This window comes from Mesorhizobium sp. AR07 (assembly GCF_024746815.1).
Lineage (GTDB): Bacteria > Pseudomonadota > Alphaproteobacteria > Rhizobiales > Rhizobiaceae > Mesorhizobium.
The window spans coordinates 3,099,206-3,118,084 of record NZ_CP080525.1 but is presented as its reverse complement, the minus strand read 5'-3'; the positions used below and the strand labels follow the sequence as shown (position 1 = coordinate 3,118,084).

Sequence of the window (18,879 nt, the reverse complement as noted above, 5' to 3'; positions counted from 1 at the left end):
TTAAAGGATAGCCTGACACGAAGGCCGATCCATGCTGCGCAAGCTTCTCATCCTTGGCGTTTTCGCCGGCACTTCGGCATCGATACCGATTATTTATCAGTCGAATCCGCAAATCATCGAAAGCCTGCTGAAGTCGGCGGCGACGAGCAAACCCGCGGTCGAAGCCCAACCGGACGTCAACCTGGCATCGGTCCCCGGCAAGCCGGTGCCGCCGCTGCCAACGGGCCGCAAGGTCGTCGTTACGGCGGACGAGCGCGGGCACTTCTCGTCGGCCTTCAAGCTGAACGGACGTCAGGTCGACGGCATGATCGACACCGGCGCGACACTGGTCGCCATCAACACCTCGACGGCGCGCAGGATTGGCTTGTCGCTGAACCCATCCGATTTCAGTCACGAGGTCAACACCGCCAACGGCACCATCAAGGCGGCCGTGGCAATGATCGACCGGCTGCAGATCGGCAACATAACGGTCAATGACGTCCAGACCATAGTGCTCGACGACAGGGCGCTGCACACCAACCTGATCGGTATGAGCTTCCTCAACCGGCTCAGCAAATATCAGGCCGAGAACGGCACGTTGCTGCTCGTTCAATAATCAGCCGCGCGGAAGAATCCGCCGGATCACGCTCTTGTCCGCCGCCGGCTTCGAAGCGCCGATCGCATAGGCGGAAAGCACGGCGGCCGCAGCGGCCTCTGCATCGGACAACGAACGGGCGTGGACCAGCGCCAGAGCGTCGCCCGTCCGAACCTCCGCGCCGACCGGCAGCAGCCTGGTGATGCCGACCGCGGGGTCGACCGTGTCGTCCGGCCGCGTGCGCCCGCCACCCAGGCCAACCACCGCCAGCCCGATGTCGCGGGTGGCGATGCCGGTGACGAAGCCGTTTGCGGTTGCCTTGACGGCAAGCTCGGTCGCCGCCGCCGGCAGGTACCTTTCCGGCTTCTCGATGAAATCGGCGGGTCCGCCGAGAGCGGCGACCATGCGCGCGAAGGTGGCGGCGGCGCGGCCGCTGGCGAGCGTTTCCGAAGCGCGCCGCATGCCATCCTGGTTGGACGAAACCAGTCCCGCCGACTGCAGCATTTCGGCGGCCAGCGCCAGCGTCACATCCTCCAGCCGATGGTCGCGAAGACGGCCGGTGAGGAAATCGACGGCATTGCGCACTTCGACGGCGTTTCCGGCAGCCGAAGCCAGCGGCTCGTTCATGCCGGTGATCAGCGCCGAGGCCTTCAAGCCGGCGCCGTTGGCGATTTCGACCAAGCTGTTGGCGAGTGCGGTCGCGTCACGCGACTTTTCCATGAAGGCGCCGTTGCCGACCTTGACGTCGAGCACCAGTGACTGCAGCCCGGCCGCCAGCTTCTTCGACAGGATCGATGCGGTGATCAGTGGCACCGATTCGACCGTGCCGGTGACATCGCGGATCGCGTAGAGCCGGCGATCGGCGGGCGCGAGGTCGGCGGTCTGGCCGATGATGGCGCAACCGGTTTCGAGCACCGCCTTGCGAAACAGCGCGATATCGGGCTGGCTGGTGTAGCCGGGGATGGCATCCATCTTGTCCAGCGTGCCGCCGGTATGGCCAAGGCCACGGCCGGAAATCATCGGCACATAGGCGCCGCAAGCGGCGACGATCGGCGCCAGCATCAGCGAGACATTGTCGCCGACGCCGCCCGTCGAATGCTTGTCGGTGACCGGGCCTGGCAGGTCCGACCAGTCGAGCACGTCACCGGAATCGCGCATCGCCAGCGTTAGCCCCACTGCTTCGTCGCGGCTCATGCCGTTGAAGAACACCGCCATGGCGAAGGCGCCGACCTGGCCATCCGAAACGGCGCCGTCGGTGACGCCGCCGACGAAGCCGGCGATCTCTTGCGTCGACAGTTTCAGGCCATCGCGCTTGCGGCGAATGATTTCCTGGGGAAGCATCAGCTCTCCAGCAGCCCGTCGCGGAACACGCGTTGCAGGATCGTCGCCAGGCGCGCGCCGCCGATCGGCGCCATGTCCTTGGTTTCCTGGTGCGAAAGCTCGGCCCTGGTCATGCCGGCCGCCAGATTGGTGATGACCGAGCAGGCAGCGACCCGCAGCCCGAGGAAGCGGGCAAGAATGACCTCGGGCACGGTCGACATGCCGACCGCGTTGGCACCCATGATGCGCGCCATGCGGATTTCGGCCGGTGTTTCGAAGCACGGGCCCGAGAACCACATGTAGACGCCCTTGTGAAGCGCTGTGCCGGTCGCTTTCGCTGCCTTCTCGATCGCCTTGCGGATGCCGGCATCATAGGCTTCGGTCAGGCCGACGAAGCGGCGGTCGCTGGGCTCGCCGATCAGCGGATTGGTGCCCGAGAAATTGATGTGGTCCGATATCAGCATCACCGAGCCCGGCGGCATCTCCGGATCGACCGAGCCGGCGGCATTGGTAAGGATCAGTTTTGTGATGCCGATGCCGGCAAGCACTTCCAGCACCGGCCGCATCGCCGCCGCGTCGCCGTGTTCATAGTAATGGGCGCGGCCGGACAGCATCAGCACCGGCACACCGGCAAACAGCCCCGCCACCACTTCGCCGGCATGGCCGGTGACGCCGCTTCGGGGAAAGCCCGGCAGGTCGGCATAGGAAATGCGGATCGGATTCTCGACCTTATCGACCAGCCCGCCCAGGCCCGAACCCAGCACAAGGGCTGTGGCGGGCGCCAGGCCGTCCAGGCTTTCGACGAGATGGTCCAGCGCCTTTTCCGTCATTGCAGCCAGCTCTTCATTTCAGCCAAATTCTTCATTTCAAAATGTCGCCGCGGAAACCGTAAGGCAGCATGTCGCCCATGGTCACGGTCTCGGCCACGCCGGCATTGTCACAGAGATAGAGCTTTGTTTCCGGCCGGCAGAATTCGGCCAGCCGCTGCCGGCAGCCGCCGCAAGGCGAGCATTTCGCCATGCGTTCGGCAAGGACGGCGATTTCGACGATCTTGCCGCCGCCGCCCATGATGTACTGGCCAAGCGCTGTGGTCTCGGCGCACCAGCCTTCCGGATAGGAGGCGACCTCGATGTTGGCACCGCTAAAGACCCGCCCGTCCTCGGTGCGCAAGGCAGCACCCACCGGAAACTTGGAATAGGGCGCATAGGCCTTGGCCATGGCAGCTTTCGCCGCTTCGAACAGATCATGCGACATTCAGTTGTTCTCTCCCACGATCATGTCCAAAAGCCGGTGCTCACGTCAGCCGATACGGATTTGCGCTTCCAGATCGCTCAGCGTTCCTTGACATAGGGCACGCCGCCGGCGCGCGGCGGAATCGCCTTGCCGATGAAGCCGGCGAGCAGGATGACGGTGAGGATGTAAGGCAATGCCTGCATGAACTGTACGGGCACCTTGCCGATGATGGGCAGTGGCGTGCCTTGCAGCCGGATCGCCGCCGCATCGAGGAAGCCGAACAAAAGACAGGCGAACATGGCGTTGACCGGCTTCCACTTGGCGAAGATCAGCGCCGCCAGCGCGATGTAGCCCTTGCCGGCGGTCATGTCCTTCACGAAGCCGCCATTCTGCACCATCGACAGATAGGCGCCGGCGATGCCGGTCAGCACGCCGGTGCAGATCAGCGCCCGGTAGCGCAGCCAGGCGACCGAGATGCCGGCCGTGTCGACGGCCGCCGGGTTCTCGCCGACAGCGCGCAGCCTGAGGCCGAAGCGAGTGCGAAACAGCACCCACCAGGTGAACGGCACCATCAGGAAGGCGAGATAGACCAGGATCGAGTGGCCCGACAGAAGCTCGGCATAGATCGGTCCGATGATAGGCACGTCGCGGATAGCCTCGGCACCCGGCAAGGTGATGGCTTCGAAACGCTCGCCCGGCGCCAGAGCCGGCGTGCGTCCGCCTTGACTGAACCAGGCCTGGCCGAGCATCACGGTCGAGCCCGCGGCAATGAAGTTGATCGCCACGCCGGAAACGATCTGGTTGCCGCGATGGGTGATCGAGGCGAAGCCGTGGATCAGCGCGAAGGCGACCGAGACCAGGATGGCCATGCCGAGGCCGAGAAGGGCCGAATGCAGGACCGACGCTGCCGCAGCACCGGCGAAGGCGCCGACCAGCATCTTGCCTTCGAGCCCGATGTCGAAGACGCCGGCGCGCTCCGAATAAAGGCCGGCGAGGCAAGCGAGCAGCAGCGGCACCGACAGGCGGATGGTGGAGTCGAGTATCTGCACGATGGCGATGAAGACATCCATCTCAGGCGCCCTTTCCCTTGACGGCTTCCATGCCGACCGACCTCGGGCTGAACGAGGCGAACAGCGCCTGGATGTAAGGCCGGAACATGTGCTCAAGCGCGCCTGCGAACAGGATCACCAGGCCCTGGATGATGACGATCATGTCGCGGCTGATCGCCGGCATCTCGAAGGCGAGTTCGGCGCCGCCCTGGTAGAGCATGCCGAACAGGATCGCCGCCAGCACGATGCCGACCGGATGCAGCCGGCCCATCAGCGCCACGGCGATGCCGACGAAGCCGGCGCCGGAAACGAAATCGAGTGCGACATTGTGCTGGTCGCCCATCACCGGGTTGAGCGCCATCATGCCGGCCAGCGCGCCCGAGATCATCATGGCGGTGATGATGATGCGGGTTTCCGAAATGCCGGCATAGCGCGCCGCCTTCGGGCTGTGGCCGTAGGTGCGCATCTCATAGCCGAGCTTGGTGCGCCAGATCAGCAGCCAGACCAGGAAGGCCATGACCAGCGCCAGCAGGAAGCAGACATTGAGTGGCGCCGAGCGGATCTTGGCACCGAACAGTTCGATGACCCAGTTGAGCTTGGGCAGCTCGGCTCCGGCGAGGAAGTTCCGGGTCTGTGGCGCTTGCGACGCAGCCGGCTTCAAGGGGCCCACCAGCAGGTAGACCATGATCGAGGCGGCGATGAAGTTGAACATGATGGTGGTGATGACGATGTGCGAACCGCGCTTGGCCTGCAGATAGGCGGGGATCAACGCCCACAGCGCGCCGACCGCGGTTGCCGCGATGATCGCCAACGGGAAGGTCAGCCACCATGGCAGCACGCTGTCGAAGGAAAGGCAGACGACGGCGATACCGAGGCCGGCGATGTAGGCCTGCCCCTCGGTGCCGATGTTGAACAGGCCGCAATGCGCTGCCACGGCCACCGAAAGCCCGGTAAATATGAACGTGGTGGCATAAAAGAGGGTGAAGGCGATGCCTGTTCCCTTGCCGAAGGCGCCCTCGACCAGGATGACGGCGGCGCGAAACGGGTTCTCGCCGACCAGAAGCACGACGAAACCGGCAACGACGAAGGCAACGAACAGATTGATCAGCGGGATCAGGCCGTAGTCGGCCCAGGCCGGCAATTTGGCGTAAGGCGTGCTCAAAGTGCTGCCTCCCGATGCTCGACGCCAGCCATCAGCAGGCCGAGCTCGCCTTCGGTTGCTTCCGGGCCGCGCTCGCCGACGATGCGGCCGGCGAACATCACCAGTATGCGGTCGGAGAGCGAACGAATCTCGTCGAGTTCGACGGAGACCACCAGCACCGCCTTGCCCTGGTCGCGCATGGCAATCAGACGCTTGTGGATGAATTCGATGGCGCCGACATCGACGCCGCGCGTCGGCTGGCCGACGATCAGCACGCCGGGGTCTTGTTCCATCTCCCGCGCCAGCACGATCTTCTGTTGGTTGCCGCCGGAGAAATTGGCGGTCTTCAGACGCGGATTGCCGGGGCGGATGTCGTATTTCTCGATCTTGTCCTTTGCATCGGCCATGATGGCCTCGATGTTGAGGAACGGCCCCTTCAAATAGCGGGGGTCGTCATGATAGCCGAGGATGGAGTTCTCGTTCTCCTCGAACGCCAGCACCAGCCCGACATGATGGCGGTCCTCCGGCACGTGCGCCAGGCCGCGGTCGCGCAACTCGCCCGGGTCGGCGGCACCCGTCAGGTCGATCGGCTTGCCGTCGAGCATGACCGAGCCGGAAACGGCGCGCCTGATGCCGGAAATCGCCTCGAGCAGCTCCGATTGGCCGTTGCCGGCGACGCCGGCGATGCCGACGATCTCGCCGGCGCGAATGTCGAAGGAGATGTCGTCGACCATGGTGACGCCGCGCGTGTCCTTCACCGTCAGGTTCTTGACCGCGAGCTTGACGCCGCCGGCTTCCGCCTCGCCCTTTTCCACCCTGAGCAGCACGCGCCGCCCGACCATCAGTTCCGCCAGCTCCTCGACAGTGGTCCTGGCTGTCTCGCGCGTCGCCACCATCGTGCCCTGGCGCATGACCGACACCGTGTCGGTGATGGCCATGATCTCGCGCAATTTATGGGTGATCAGCACCACCGTCTTGCCCTGTTCCTTCAACTGCTTGAGGATGCGGAACAGATGGTCGGCCTCGGCTGGTGTGAGCACGCCCGTCGGCTCGTCGAGGATCAGGATCTCGGCGCCGCGATAGAGCGCCTTGAGGATCTCCACACGCTGCTGCAGGCCGACAGGCAGTTCCTCGATGATCGCGTCGGGATCGACCTCCAGCCCATATTCGCGTTCGAGGCGATCGAGTTCGGAGCGCGCCTTGGCGATGCTCTTCTTCAGCAGCGCATCGCCTTCGGCGCCGAGGATGATGTTTTCCAGCACCGAGAAATTGTCGACCAGCATGAAATGCTGATGCACCATGCCGATGCCGAGCGCGATGGCGTCATTGGGGGTCTTGATCGATGCCGGCTGGCCGCCGACGCGGATCTCGCCGCTGTCGGCCTGGTAGAAACCGTAGAGGATCGACATCAGCGTCGACTTGCCGGCGCCGTTCTCGCCGACGATGCCGTGGATGGTGCCGCGCGCGATCTCCAGATTGATGTCGCGGTTGGCGCGCACGGCGCCAAAACTCTTGTTGATGCCGATCAGTTCGATTGCGGCTTGCGCCATGCAGCCTGTCCCACTCTTATTTTTTTATCGCTTGGTCAAAACGCCTAGCATGACACTCCGCCCGTGCCAATTGGCTGGAGCGGCGTTCACTCTCGACAAATCCCGGTGCGCTTGTCAATTTCCAACGTGGCCGGGGCCTTCACATTCGCTAATATGGCAAAGCCGAAATTCGCATCGCGGCGCAAGACATTGCGGTGAAAGACATCGCGGTGAATGACTGGGGATTGTGAATGACCATGCCCACCGACCGGCTGACGACGCTGGAAATCCGCGCCGCCGAGCAGGAGAAGACCATCGAGGAACTGTCCGGCCAGATCGCCGAGCAGTGGACGGTGATCGAGCGCATGCAGCGTAGGCTCGACGCACTGGCCGACCGCTTCCTGGCGCTGGAAGACCAGGCAGCGCCTGACGTGCCCATAACCAAGCCGCCGCACTGGTGAGGAAAAGGGGGAGGGGGGAGCCATGGCCAGTGAAAGCGATCGCATCGCCCGGGCCGGCGATTATGTGCTCGGCCTGATGAACGACGCGGAACGCGAACGGGCCGAGCGCGACCTGGAGATCGACCCCGCCTTCCGCGACGCGGTCGTGCAATTGGCCGAACGCATGCACGTTTTCGACCGCACCGAGCCGGCGGGCGGCGAAGAGCGCTGGCAGCAGATCACGCGGCGCATTGCCGACCTGCCGCAGATGCGCAGCTCTGGCCTCGGCGACGCCAAATCGCCAGCGGTGATCCGAAGCCTGTCGCGGTGGCCGCACGGCATCGGCCTGCACACGCTCGGCGGCCGGCGCGGATTTGTCGTCGCCGTCGGGCTGATCGCGGCCTTCGCGCTGGGTTATCTGGCCGGGAAATTGTAGGCTTTGCTTGGGCATGAACGGGGATCCCTTTTCGGATTCATGCTCCAAGCTGGCGCGACATCAGCGCCATGGTTTCGCTATCCTGCCGAAAGACCTCAACCATGTTCCAGCCGAGTGCCGCGTAGAAATCGCGTGCACCCCATGTGTAGAGATGAAGAGTCTCTACGCCCAATGAGGCCGCATGGGCTTCAGTTGCCCTGACCAGCGCAGTGGCGATGCCTCGGCCTCGATGCCCGGCGTCGACGACCAGGCCGGCCAGCCATGGCGTCAGATCATGCGCCGGTTCCAGTTCGTGGCGGACCAGCAGGCATGTCCCGGCCGGCACGTTGTCGATCCGGGCCACCAATGCCGCCTCGAAGCCGTCGCCGGCGAGTAGTTCGCGAAGCTCTGCCGCATCCTCTTCGAGGGTCCTTCCCGTTCCCTCGAAAAAGGTGGCCAGGCGCAGCTGTGCGACCGCTGCTACATCGCACCCCTGCATGCGTTCGATTGTCGGCTGCATGGCTGTCCCGGAATGTTGATACCGCCGCATCAGGCGAACGTTTTCGCTCGATGCCGAAAAGGCAAAACCGCCGGGCTTGCGTCCGGCGGTTTGCAGGTCGTGGCTGTACGTCCGTGCCGCTCAATAGGGGCAGGCGTTGTCGGCGGTGTAGTCGTGCACCTGGATCTTGCCGGAGATGATGTCGGCCTTGGCCTTTTCGACGGCGGCTTTCATCGCGTCCGTCACCAGCGCCTTGTTGTTGTCGTCCATGGCGTAGTCGACGCCGCCCTCCTTGAGGCCGAGATTTTGCAGGCCGCCCTTGAAGGTGCCGTTCTTGCCGTCCATGAAGGCGGTGTAGACGGCAACGTCGACGCGCTTCATCATCGAGGTCAGCACCTTGCCGGGCTGCAGGCCGTTCTGGTTGGAATCGACGCCGATGCCAAGCTTGCCGGCATCCGCCGCCGCCTGCAGCACGCCGACGCCGGTGCCGCCGGCCGCGGCATAGACCACGTCGGAGCCCTGGTCGATCTGCGTCTTGGCGATCTCGCCGCCCTTGGCCGGGTCGTTCCACGCAGCCGGCGTGTCGCCGGTCATGTTCTGGATGACGTTCGTGGCACCGGCCGACTTGGCGCCGCCGACATAGCCGCATTCGAACTTGCGGATCAGCGGAATGTCCATGCCGCCGATGAAGGAGACCTTCTTCGACTTCGACGCCATCGCCGCCAGGATGCCGACGAGGTAGGAGCCTTCATTCTCCTTGAATACCAGCGAACGGACATTGGGCAAATCGACGGCATCGTCGATGATGGCGAAGTTGAGGTCGGGATATTCGGCCGCGACCTTCTTCAGCGCATCCTCCCAGGCAAAGCCGGCCATGACGATCGGGTTGCGGCCGTCCTCGGCGAAGCGGCGCAGAGCCTGTTCGCGCTGCGAAGCGTTGGATACCTCGAACTCGACATAGGCGACGCCGGTTTCGGTCTTGAATTTCTCGGCGCCATGATAGGCAGCCTCGTTGAAGGATTTGTCGAACTTGCCGCCGAGATCATAGAGGATGGCCGGCTGGACATCCGCGGCGAAAGCCGGAAGAACCATTGCGGTTGCGGCCAGGAGGCCGAGAACGATACGTTTCATGTGATCCACACCCTGTCGGTTATTTTTTCCGTTACGCGCCGCCTGCCTGCCCGGTTCACCGGCAGCCATGCGACGTCAGCCAGGAGTGTATTCCCCTCCCGCTCGGCGGCAATCTGGCACGGCCCGAAACAAAATTCACGCGGAATTTTGACCTTTTGGAAAAGCATGGCGCGGGGAGGCCGCACTGCCGCTTGCTTGTTGCGTCAAGGGCTTCAGACCGAGGTGGCAGCCGGGATACAGGCGATGCCGGTGCCTTTGAGGTTGCAATAGCCGTACGGGTTCTTCGCCAGATATTGCTGGTGGTCGCCTTCGGCGAAGTAGAATTCGGGCGCTGGCGCGATCTCGGTGGTGATCTTGCCATGGCCGGCACCGCGCAAGGCGGTTTCATACGCATCGCGCGAGGTGCTCGCCGCCTTGAATTGCGCATCACCGAGCGTGTAGATCGCGGAGCGATAGGTGGTGCCGACATCATTGCCCTGGCGCATGCCTTGCGTCGGGTCGTGGCTTTCCCAGAACAGCTTCAAAAGCGCGGCATAGGAGACGATCCTGGGATCGTGGACGACCAGCACCACTTCGGCATGGCCGGTGAGGCCGGTGCAGGTTTCCTGATAGGTTGGATTGGGCGTGATGCCGCCGGCATAGCCGACAGCGGTGACCCAGACGCCTTCGAGTTGCCAGAACAGCCGCTCCGCGCCCCAGAAGCAGCCGAGCCCGAACATCGCCGTCTCAAAGCCTTCGGGGTAAGGGCCTTTGAGCGGCTTCTTCAAGACATGATGCCTGGATGTCGTCGGGATCGCCCGGGCGCGGCCTGGCAACGCCTCGGAGGGTTTTGGCAGATTGAGCTTCTTGTTCAGCATGTCGCTGAGAAAGAACATGCGCGGTCTTCCCCTCTTTGGGTGGGACGCAGGAAATCGTCCTTCGTTTGAGCATCGGATTATCCCAAAACCGGTACCCACTTTTGGGTCCGATGCTCTAGGTCGCGGCGAACTGTCCCGTGCGTCGTTGCCGCCTGTAGCCGATCGCATAGAGCAGGAAGGCCAGCACCGCGAACACGGCGAAGCCCGGCTGGTTGAGCACCCAGGCTATGGCGCCGTCCCACAGCAGCGGACCGGCCTTGGTTCGCACGAAGGTTTCGAAGGCGGCCCGCGTGTTCGGCGAGGCTGCCAGCCAACTGGTGTTGAGCGGGGTCAGCACCAGCGCAGAAGCTGCCACGGTGCGCGTCGCGTCGAGCACCGCCATGATGACGGAAATCGACAGCGCGACCATCGCGGCAAGACGAAAGACGAAGCGGAACATGCTGGGACCTTTTCCTCCGGGCCAATCCTCGAGTGCCTCCCGAGTGCCTTCCGGTTCCAAAACGAGAGATAGAACGCGCATGCCTGGTTCGCAATCGCCATACGCGAATTTGAAGCCGGGCCTAAAGCGCGTCGCGATTGAACGGATTCAGGCGACGCGCTTTAGGTCTTTGCTTTATGCATGTCGTTTACGCAAAACCGGGGCCACTTTTGCGCGACATGCATTATGCCACCGGCTTGCGTTTGCGGCGATGGACGCGCCAGACGGCGAAAACGCCACCGCCGATGGCGCCGACGACCAGCCCGGCCAGGCCGATGAACAGGGCAAAATAGCCGCAGCCACCCTCGAAGCAACTCACGTCGGTGGCATTCGCGATGACGGAGCCGGCGAAGAATCCGCCCACGGCGCCGATGACCGCGCCGAGGATGATGCCGAGCAGGGCGGCGATGACCGAGACGAAGACAGGCGGGCTTTCAGTTTCCGGATTGGCATAGACGGCATCGGCTTCGGAACCGCGGCGCAGCAGATAGATGCAGAGCACCCCGATGGCGATTTCCGCAGCCGTGATGGCAAGCGCCTTGCCCGAAAGGACGAAATCGGAAATCGTCAGCACATAGGCCTGCCTGGCCAGCAGCCAGATGATGGTGGCGACCTGCCAGATGGTGAAATGGCGCGGGAAGCGCGCTGAGCGGCCAAAGGCGAGGCCGAGCAGATAAAGCCCCCACAGGATGGTGACGATGTCGACGGCAAGCCCGCCATAGATGAGATAGAAGATCCTGTCCGGCAGGCCGGAGTCGTCGACCAGACGCCAGGCCGAGATCAGGCCGTAGACCGACCACGCCATGACGAAGACGAGCCAGCCCGGCGGCACGAAGGACAGGCCGCTGTCCGGCCGCCTGGCTGGCGTCTGTCCATTGCTCGATGTCATGTCCGCACGATGCCTCCCAAGGCCTCTGCGTCACTCGACAGACGACCGGCGGTGAAGTCAAGCGCGGCCGGCCTTGCGGCCTGCCTGTGCACATCATTCGAGCGGCGACGCCTCAAAATCCGGGGCGCCGGCGGCCTCGCGAAACGCTGTGTGGTCGGCAAAGCGAATAGACTGCCGTTATGGCTTGGCATTCGGCGCCGGATCGACTAGATGAGCCCCTCGCCTGTTGCTTCGACGGCAACAGGCGCGGGGAAGGGCGTTCGCTGGTTGGCGGCGCCAATGGCGGAGGTTCCGCGTCGCCCCAAGGGAGGTGCATCTCCCCAACCCGCGCGGCAAAAAACCGGCCGGCGCGACATGCATGGACGGAGAGGTGGCCGAGTGGTTGAAGGCGCACGCCTGGAAAGTGTGTTTACGGGAGACCGTAACGCGGGTTCGAATCCCGCTCTCTCCGCCAGACCTTCCTTAAGGCGTTGATTCCCAAAGAAAACCCTTCTGTTGCAAGGCTTTCGGCCCCAAATTGTGCAACAATGCCTGCTACAAACAGGGTTAGCCAGCACCATGAAATACGTCCATTTTCAGCGCGGCCGGTATGTCGTCCGCGTCCCAGTGCCGCTCGAACTTCGCGGGATCATCGGCAAGCGCGAACTGGTCGCGCCGCTCGAAGCCGACAGGCGATCGCCCGGACAACACAGCCAGAGGGCGGGAGCATTCCCGCCCTTTTGCTTGTCTCACCGTCGACTCTTGAAAGATGGTGCGACCAGCGTCCCATTAGCTTTCGTGTAGCCGCTGACCGGTGTCGTTCTCGGGTTCCCTGTCACTGCGCTTGTGGCACCGTCGCCGCTCGATGCGGCTGCGCTCTGCCCGCTTAGCCTCGGTTGTGCAGGACGCCCCGCTTGGCCTGCCCAATATAACGGCCCATCGATCCGCTCGTTCGTCTTCTCACCGAAGTAAATGATAGACGGCCATTTTTCGTCGGCGTTGGCTGAAGCCAGGCAAAGCGTCGAGAATAGAACAGAGAGTAAAAGAACGGTCCGGCGCATGCATGAAACTCCGCAACGCGAAGCCAGAGAATAACACGCAGCGCGAAGACAACGGGAATACATCGGGCGGTGCGGTTAAGGAAGGCTTGCGCTATAGCGGATCAACCGGCCGGCACGCGCTGGCTACGCCTGCCTGACCGATCGGGAACAATGCATGCATAGGGCGCGGGTCACACCGCGCCCGCTGGTCGCGCACCTTGTTGTTGAAAAGCCCGGCGTGTCGGTGGGGAACCGTCTTGCGTCAGCTCTTCGCCTGTCGGCGCAGCGCGAGATACGCGAGGCTACAGTCGCGCGTGAAGCATGGTCCTGGCGGATGCCGACAAGCATCACACGACATCCGCCAACCGCTCATAGCGCCCAGGAGGGGGCGCGAACGACGGGTGGGCTGGCATCGCGATCAGAGGCCGCTCTCCGCATTTCATATAAAATCTCTGCGCCCGGAACCTCCTGCCCGTCTGCGCGTTTCACGGCGTCCCGTCCGTGGACCAGCCCCGATATCTCTCGCGGCGATGCGATAATCAGGAGCCTGCTTCATGCACGACAAGCTGTTTCATTCACCCGTCGCACTGACCGTCGGTCTCGGTTTCAAGCGCGAGATTGTCTCGCTGGCCGAGATGCACGATTTCCTGACCAACTGGACGACCGCCCGCCGTGGCCCGCTCTATCGCAATGCGGTGAAGGCACGTGATCTCGCCGTTCCCGGCTATGTGACCATCGAGCAGGCGCGCCGGGCGCTGGTCGAATTCGCGCAGGCCGCCGGCATCCTGTGGCCGGACCTCGAACCGTCGGTGGGCGTGCACGCCGTTGCCCGTGGTTATGGCGGCTACGCCGCCTGAGGATTGCTCCCGTCGTGGTGGCATAGCTACACCAGCCACCACAGAAAGCCCGGCTTGGCCCTCCCCAGCCGGGCTTTTGCTTTTTGTATAACCCTTGGGAATGACAGGTGAGTGCCATGCTCCCTTGTCGCCTTGTCATGTCAAGTTCGCCGCACGGCCGGTTTCGTGGCATCACCGAGGAGGCGCCGCATCCGCCCCGGCTGTTGTGGCTGGACACGCTGGTTGATGGCGCCATCCACCGCTAGTGGGTCGTCGCCATGAGCGCCGCTCCAAGACCTCATGATGCGGGAACCGCGCTGGGTCGGTTAGCGCGGCCCTCGCTCGTTCCTTTGAATCTACGCAGCTTCGGCTGCGACGTTCACCGCCGATTCCGCGATCTGCGTCAGCGCTTCGTCGGTGGCCTTCTCTTCCTTCAGCGTCGCTTCGAGAAGCGTTACGGCTTCGTTCAGGCCGAGTTCGCAGGCCCAGGTCCGCAACGTGCCATAGCGCGAGATCTCGTAGTGTTCGACGGCTTGCGCGGCAGCCAGCAGGCCGGCGTCGAGCGCGGGAGATCCCTTGTACTCCTCGATGATCTCGGCGCCTTCCTCGGTAATGCCCATGATGGCGGCGCAGGTCTTGCCGGCCGGCTTCTTGCCGATCACGCCAAAGACCTTCTCCAGTCTTGCGACATGCCCTTCTGTTTCGGTGCGGTGCTTTTCGAAGGCGGCTTTCAGGTCGGCGCTTTGCGCGGCCTTGGCCATTTTCGGCAACGTCGCCAGGATCTTCTTTTCGGCGAAATAGATGTCTTTCAGCGTGTCGTGAAACAGGTCGTCGAGCATTTTCTGCTTTGCCATTGTCGTATCCTTTGGTGAGCCCTCAGGTCGACAATCTCGCATCGAAGGTTTTGTTCCGCCCGTTCTGGCAATGAGCGTCGCTGCGCGATTCCGGAATGGCAAAGACCAAACTCCCGTCCAGATGATCAGCCCGGGGATCGCAACGAGCCGACCCGAAAATCTTTATAAAATTCCTATTTCTTTTTGCTCCGCCCCGTCTCGAACCTTTATGGCGATCGGGTCCATATTCCGCCTTGAGAAAACACATCCGGTACCGCTGCCAAACGCAACGGGCCGTCTTCAGGGTATTGCGAACCTTTGCATCAGGGGCGCAAAATACAAAAGCAGAAACAAGGAACAAACACGATGGATATCGTCGTTCTCGGGATCGGAATTTTATTTTTCGCCCTGTCCTTCGCCTACATCAAAGCCTGTGACATTCTTTAACGCGAGGATCGAAAAATGCTTGTCGACTATATCCTCGGTGGCGGCGTGACGCTGTTCCTGCTCGTCTACCTGACATACGCCCTCGTTCGCCCAGAACGCTTCTGACAGCAATTGGCGCAAGGCACGGAAAGTTACTTCAATGACTCTCAACGGATGGCTACAGATCCTCCTCTACTGCGGGATCGTCGTTTTGCTGGTGAAGCCGCTCGGCGGCTACATGTACTGCGTCTTCAACGGGGACCGCACATTTCTCTCGCCGATTCTTGGACCTGTCGAACGGGGTCTTTATCGCATTTCGGGTACCAGCGAGCGAGAAGAGCAGCACTGGACCACTTACGCGGCAGGCATCATATTCTTCAGCGTTGCCAGCTTCCTGGCGCTTTATGTCCTGCAGCGGCTGCAAGGTGTCCTGCCTTACAATCCGGCCGGCATGGCCGCCGTCGAGCCCAATCTCGCGTTCAACACAGCCGTCAGCTTCCCGACCAACACCAACTGGCAGAACTATAGCGGCGAAAGCACGATGTCCTATCTCGTGCAGATGGCCGGCCTCACGGTGCAGAACTTCATGTCGGCGGCGGTCGGCATCGCCATAGCGGTCGCGCTGATCCGCGGCTTTGCCCGCGCCTCGGTCAAGTCGATCGGCAATTTCTGGGTCGATATGACCCGCTGCACGCTCTACATCCTTCTGCCGCTCTGCATCGTGCTGACGCTGGTCTATGTCTGGCTCGGCATGCCGCAGACGCTCGGCCCGTATGTCGACGCCACCACGCTCGAAGGTGGCAAGCAAACCATCGCCCTTGGTCCCGTCGCGTCGCAGATTGCCATCAAGATGCTCGGCACCAATGGCGGCGGTTTCTTCAACGCCAATGCGGCGCATCCTTTCGAAAATCCCGACGCGATCTCCAACTTCATCCAGATGTTGACGATCTTCGCCCTCGGCGCGTCGCTGACCAACGTTTTCGGCCGCATGGTCGGCAACCAGCGCCAGGGCTGGGCGATCCTGGCCGCCATGGGCGTGCTGTTCATCGCCGGCGTCGCCATCTGCTACTGGGCGGAAGCCGCAGGCAACCCGCTCGTCCATGCGCTCGGCATCGATGGTGGCAACATGGAAGGCAAGGAGAGCCGCTTCGGCATCGCCATGTCGGCACTGTTCGCGGTGATCACCACGGCCGCATCCTGCGGCGCCGTCAATGCCATGCATGGCTCCTTCACGGCGCTCGGTGGCATGATCCCGATGATCAACATGGAGCTCGGCGAGGTCATCGTCGGCGGCGTCGGCGCCGGTTTCTACGGCATCCTGATGTTCATCGTCGTCGCCGTCTTCGTTGCCGGCCTGATGGTCGGGCGTACGCCGGAATATCTCGGCAAGAAGATCGAGGCCAAGGAGGTCAAGATGGCGATGCTCGCTATCCTCTGCCTGCCGCTGGCGATGCTGACATTCACGGCAATAGCGGTCGTGCTGCCCAGCGGTGTCGCCGCCATGGGCAATGGCGGGCCGCACGGCTTCTCCGAGGTTCTCTACGCTTACACTTCGGCTGCGGCGAACAACGGCTCGGCCTTTGCCGGCCTCAGCGCCAACACGCCCTGGTACAACATCACGCTCGGCATCACCATGCTGATGGGCCGCTTCCTGGTCATCATCCCGGCGCTGGCCATCGCCGGCTCGCTGGTGGCCAAGAAGACCGTCCCGGCCTCGGCGGGCACCTTCCCGACCGACGGTCCGCTGTTCGTCGGCCTGCTGGTCGGCACCATCCTGATCGTCGTCGGCCTGACCTTCTTCCCGGCGCTGGCGATCGGACCGATCGTCGAACAACTGGCGATGACCCATGGGCAGACATTCTGATACCGCCATGTCCTGGTTCAACATCATGCGTCGCAAATCTCGGCCCCGAACCGACAGTAAGGGGGAGGCAACTCCTCCCCCTTTCCCGACCATATCCACATTCCTGGGCATTGCGGCAATCATGATTGTGATCTGGCTGCTGGTCTACGGGCCACCCTTTTCGGCATCCGATCGATCGGTGCCATCCAACAACACCGATACTGGAGCCATCAAATGAGCCAGTCCAAATCCGCTGTCATCATGGATGCCAGCATCTTGTGGCCCGCCATCGGCGGGGCCTTCAAGAAATTGAACCCGCGCACACTGATCAGGAATCCGGTGATGTTCGTCGTCGCCGTCGTCTCGGCGCTGACGACCGTCCTGTTCGTCAGGGATCTGATCACCGGCGGCGGCGATTTCAGCTTCACGCTGCAGATCATCATCTGGCTGTGGTTCACCGTGCTGTTCGCCAACTTCGCCGAAGCCGTCGCCGAAGGCCGCGGCAAGGCGCAGGCCGACTCGTTGCGCAAGGCGCGCACCGAGACCCAGGCCAAGCTTTTGACCGGCGAAGATCGCACGAAATACAAACTGGTGCCCGGCACCAGCCTCAAGGTCGGCGATGCCGTGCTGGTCGAGGCCGGTGACATCATCCCGTCGGACGGCGAGGTGGTCGAAGGCGTTGCCTCGGTCAACGAGGCGGCAATAACGGGCGAATCCGCGCCGGTCATCCGCGAATCCGGTGGCGATCGTTCGGCGGTCACCGGCGGCACGCAGGTGCTGTCCGACTGGATCCGCGTGCGCATCACCGCGGCATCGGGCCATACCTTCCTCGACCGCATGATCTCGCTGGTCGAAGGCGCCGAGCGCCAAAAGACGCCCAACGAGATCGCGCTCAACATCCTGCTCGTCGGCATGACGCTGATCTTCGTGCTGGCCACCGCGACGATCCCGAGCTTTGCCTCCTATTCGGGCGGCTATATCCCGGTGACGGTTCTGGTTGCCCTGTTCGTGACGCTGATCCCGACGACGATCGGCGCGCTGCTTTCGGCCATCGGCATCGCCGGCATGGACCGCCTGGTGCGCTTCAACGTGCTGGCCATGTCCGGCCGCGCCGTCGAAGCCGCCGGCGACGTCGACACGCTGCTGCTCGACAAGACCGGCACCATCACGCTCGGCAATCGCCAGGCGACGCAGTTTCGCCCGGTCAAGGGCGTCACCGAGCAGGAACTGGCCGACGCCGCCCAGCTCGCCTCGCTCGCCGACGAAACCCCGGAAGGCCGCTCGATCGTGGTGTTGGCCAAGGAAAAATACGCCATCCGCGCTCGCGACATGGCGACATTGCACGCCACTTTCGTGCCCTTCACCGCGCAAACCCGCATGAGCGGCGTCGACATCGATGGTTCGTCGGTCCGCAAGGGCGCCGTCGATTCGGTTCTCGCCCATGTCAACCAGTCGACATCAGCCTCTCATGGCGCGCGCCCAAGCAGCGAATCCATCCGTGACCTCCAGGCCATCGCCGACGAGATCGCCAAGTCCGGCGGCACGCCGCTGGCGGTCGAACGCGACGGGCGTCTGCTCGGCGTCATCCACCTCAAGGACATCGTCAAGGGCGGTATCAGCGAACGCTTCACCGAACTGCGCCGCATGGGCATCCGCACGGTGATGATCACCGGCGACAATCCGATGACGGCGGCTGCGATCGCGGCGGAAGCCGGCGTCGACGACTTCCTCGCCCAGGCCACGCCCGAGGACAAGCTGAAGCTGATCCGCGACGAACAGGCCAAGGGCAAACTGGTCGCCATGTGCGGCGACGGCACCAACGACGCGCCGGCCCTTGCCCAGGCCGATGTCGGCGTCGCCATGAACACCGGCACGGTCGCCGCGCGCGAGGCCGGCAACATGATCGATCTCGACAGCGATCCGACCAAGCTGATCGAGATCGTCGAGATCGGCAAGGCGCTGCTGATGACGCGCGGTTCGCTGACGACCTTCTCGATCGCCAACGACGTCGCCAAGTACTTCGCCATCATCCCGGCGATGTTCGCCGTCTTCTACGTCGCGCCGGGACAGACGACCGGCCCGTTGCAGGCGCTCAACATCATGCATCTGGCGACGCCGCAAAGCGCCATCCTGTCGGCCATCATCTTCAACGCGCTGATCATCATCGCGCTGATCCCGCTGTCGCTGAAAGGCGTCAAATATCGTGCCATCGGCGCCGGCGCGCTGCTCAGCCGCAATCTGCTCGTCTACGGCCTCGGCGGCATCATCGTCCCCTTCGTCGGCATCAAGGCGATCGACATGATCGTCACCGCCCTCGGGCTCGCTTAACTCTTTGTTTTAACGCAATTCCGGACGGAAAACCGTTTC

19 protein-coding genes and 1 tRNA gene are annotated in these 18,879 nt (G+C 63.2%); 8 read left to right on the top strand and 12 right to left on the bottom strand.

Translation table 11 applies throughout. The features are described from left to right. The first annotated feature begins 31 nt into the window (after positions 1-31). Positions 32-595 (top strand): TIGR02281 family clan AA aspartic protease, encoded by a 564-nt coding sequence (locus BPNPMPFG_RS15825; protein WP_258596407.1) that lies wholly within the window; start codon positions 32-34, stop codon positions 593-595. Here the strand turns inward: BPNPMPFG_RS15825 and deoA are convergent, their stop codons facing one another. From deoA to BPNPMPFG_RS15795, 6 genes are all read right to left on the bottom strand, one after another. Next, positions 596-1,915, bottom strand: coding sequence for a thymidine phosphorylase (gene deoA, locus BPNPMPFG_RS15820; RefSeq protein WP_258596405.1), 1,320 nt, complete (start codon positions 1,913-1,915; stop codon positions 596-598). Beyond that, positions 1,915-2,724, bottom strand: a complete 810-nt coding sequence (locus BPNPMPFG_RS15815; RefSeq protein WP_258596404.1) for a purine-nucleoside phosphorylase — start codon at positions 2,722-2,724, stop codon at positions 1,915-1,917. The genes deoA and BPNPMPFG_RS15815 overlap by 1 nt, the downstream gene beginning before the upstream one ends. Positions 2,725-2,755: 31 nt before the next feature. After that, a complete protein-coding gene (cdd, locus tag BPNPMPFG_RS15810) occupies positions 2,756-3,148 on the bottom strand; it encodes a cytidine deaminase (RefSeq protein WP_258596403.1) in 393 nt (130 codons plus the stop codon). Between the two features lie 77 nt (positions 3,149-3,225). Beyond that, the gene (locus tag BPNPMPFG_RS15805; protein ID WP_258596402.1) at positions 3,226-4,197 is read right to left on the bottom strand and encodes an ABC transporter permease; all 972 of its coding nucleotides are present in this window, start codon (positions 4,195-4,197) and stop codon (positions 3,226-3,228) included. A 1-nt stretch (position 4,198) separates the two neighbouring features. Next, entirely contained in the window at positions 4,199-5,338 is a 1,140-nt protein-coding gene (locus BPNPMPFG_RS15800; protein WP_258596401.1) for an ABC transporter permease, read from the bottom strand. Continuing rightward, complete coding sequence (locus BPNPMPFG_RS15795) at positions 5,335-6,867, bottom strand: ABC transporter ATP-binding protein (RefSeq protein WP_258596400.1); 1,533 nt, start codon at positions 6,865-6,867, stop codon at positions 5,335-5,337. The genes BPNPMPFG_RS15800 and BPNPMPFG_RS15795 overlap by 4 nt, the downstream gene beginning before the upstream one ends. Positions 6,868-7,097: 230 nt before the next feature. Between BPNPMPFG_RS15795 and BPNPMPFG_RS15790 the strand changes: the two genes are divergently transcribed. Continuing rightward, positions 7,098-7,307 (top strand): SlyX family protein, encoded by a 210-nt coding sequence (locus BPNPMPFG_RS15790; RefSeq protein WP_258596399.1) that lies wholly within the window; start codon positions 7,098-7,100, stop codon positions 7,305-7,307. A 22-nt stretch (positions 7,308-7,329) separates the two neighbouring features. Continuing rightward, positions 7,330-7,722 carry a hypothetical protein gene (locus BPNPMPFG_RS15785; protein WP_258596398.1) on the top strand — a complete coding sequence of 131 codons (393 nt, stop codon included), beginning with the start codon at positions 7,330-7,332 and terminating at the stop codon, positions 7,720-7,722. 37 nt (positions 7,723-7,759) lie between these two features. On the opposite strand, the gene BPNPMPFG_RS15780 is transcribed toward BPNPMPFG_RS15785, so the two are convergent. From BPNPMPFG_RS15780 to BPNPMPFG_RS15760, 5 genes are all read right to left on the bottom strand, one after another. Beyond that, positions 7,760-8,221 carry a GNAT family N-acetyltransferase gene (locus BPNPMPFG_RS15780; RefSeq protein ID WP_258596396.1) on the bottom strand — a complete coding sequence of 154 codons (462 nt, stop codon included), beginning with the start codon at positions 8,219-8,221 and terminating at the stop codon, positions 7,760-7,762. A gap of 120 nt (positions 8,222-8,341) precedes the next feature. Then, entirely contained in the window at positions 8,342-9,331 is a 990-nt protein-coding gene (locus tag BPNPMPFG_RS15775) for a BMP family lipoprotein (RefSeq protein ID WP_258596394.1), read from the bottom strand. A gap of 212 nt (positions 9,332-9,543) precedes the next feature. Further along, positions 9,544-10,206 (bottom strand): peptide-methionine (S)-S-oxide reductase MsrA, encoded by a 663-nt coding sequence (gene msrA / locus BPNPMPFG_RS15770; protein ID WP_258596392.1) that lies wholly within the window; start codon positions 10,204-10,206, stop codon positions 9,544-9,546. Between the two features lie 97 nt (positions 10,207-10,303). Next, a complete protein-coding gene (locus BPNPMPFG_RS15765) occupies positions 10,304-10,627 on the bottom strand; it encodes a hypothetical protein (RefSeq protein WP_258596391.1) in 324 nt (107 codons plus the stop codon). Positions 10,628-10,850: 223 nt separating this feature from the next. Continuing rightward, positions 10,851-11,555 (bottom strand): hypothetical protein, encoded by a 705-nt coding sequence (locus BPNPMPFG_RS15760; protein WP_258596390.1) that lies wholly within the window; start codon positions 11,553-11,555, stop codon positions 10,851-10,853. A 364-nt stretch (positions 11,556-11,919) separates the two neighbouring features. Here BPNPMPFG_RS15760 and BPNPMPFG_RS15755 point away from each other — a divergent pair. Then, positions 11,920-12,009 (top strand) — tRNA-Ser (locus BPNPMPFG_RS15755). 1,119 nt (positions 12,010-13,128) lie between these two features. Beyond that, positions 13,129-13,431, top strand: coding sequence for a DUF982 domain-containing protein (locus BPNPMPFG_RS15750; protein WP_258596389.1), 303 nt, complete (start codon positions 13,129-13,131; stop codon positions 13,429-13,431). Positions 13,432-13,766: 335 nt separating this feature from the next. Here the strand turns inward: BPNPMPFG_RS15750 and BPNPMPFG_RS15745 are convergent, their stop codons facing one another. Beyond that, positions 13,767-14,264 carry a YciE/YciF ferroxidase family protein gene (locus BPNPMPFG_RS15745; protein ID WP_258596388.1) on the bottom strand — a complete coding sequence of 166 codons (498 nt, stop codon included), beginning with the start codon at positions 14,262-14,264 and terminating at the stop codon, positions 13,767-13,769. 441 nt (positions 14,265-14,705) lie between these two features. Between BPNPMPFG_RS15745 and BPNPMPFG_RS15740 the strand changes: the two genes are divergently transcribed. From BPNPMPFG_RS15740 to kdpB, 3 genes are all read left to right on the top strand, one after another. Beyond that, positions 14,706-14,795 (top strand): K(+)-transporting ATPase subunit F, encoded by a 90-nt coding sequence (locus tag BPNPMPFG_RS15740; protein ID WP_023669708.1) that lies wholly within the window; start codon positions 14,706-14,708, stop codon positions 14,793-14,795. A 34-nt stretch (positions 14,796-14,829) separates the two neighbouring features. Next, entirely contained in the window at positions 14,830-16,533 is a 1,704-nt protein-coding gene (gene kdpA, locus BPNPMPFG_RS15735; protein ID WP_258596384.1) for a potassium-transporting ATPase subunit KdpA, read from the top strand. 213 nt (positions 16,534-16,746) lie between these two features. Further along, positions 16,747-18,840 carry a potassium-transporting ATPase subunit KdpB gene (gene kdpB / locus BPNPMPFG_RS15730; protein ID WP_258596382.1) on the top strand — a complete coding sequence of 698 codons (2,094 nt, stop codon included), beginning with the start codon at positions 16,747-16,749 and terminating at the stop codon, positions 18,838-18,840. Positions 18,841-18,879: the final 39 nt, after the last annotated feature.